Source organism: Alcanivorax sp. HI0083 (assembly GCF_001635175.1).
Window position 1 is genome coordinate 1 of sequence record NZ_LWFX01000541.1, and the last position, 374, is coordinate 374.

Annotated in this window: 1 protein-coding gene; it reads right to left on the reverse strand. The window is 59.9% G+C overall.

The window, feature by feature from the left end:
* A partial coding sequence (locus A3754_RS05535; protein ID WP_197468478.1) for a penicillin acylase family protein occupies positions 1-374 on the reverse strand: 374 nt, incomplete at both ends.

The window sequence follows — 374 nt, forward strand, 5'->3', positions numbered from 1 at the left end:
AGGGCCGTAAAGAACACTGTATCCTTCCAGTGGTGCTTCAAGATTGCTCAACCAGTGGCTGCTGTTGGCGTTGTACAGGTAATCGTCGCGGGTCATTTGTGGCGCCTTGCTGAAAGGCACCAGCCCCGGGGTCAGGGTATCGCCACTGTCCACCCACTCATACACAGAGCTGTTGCCGGGCAGCAGCACGCTCCCTGCACCATCCTGCCAGATGGGTGCCAGCTGCGGGCTCTGCGATGCGGCGCGCCAGTAGCCTTCCGCCTGGGCACTCAACTGCGGTACCTGGGTGCCATCGATGTAACTGGCCGAGCCGGATTTGTCGATCATCAGCGTATTGACCCAGGGAATGCCCTGGTGCTCTTCAAATGCCGCAA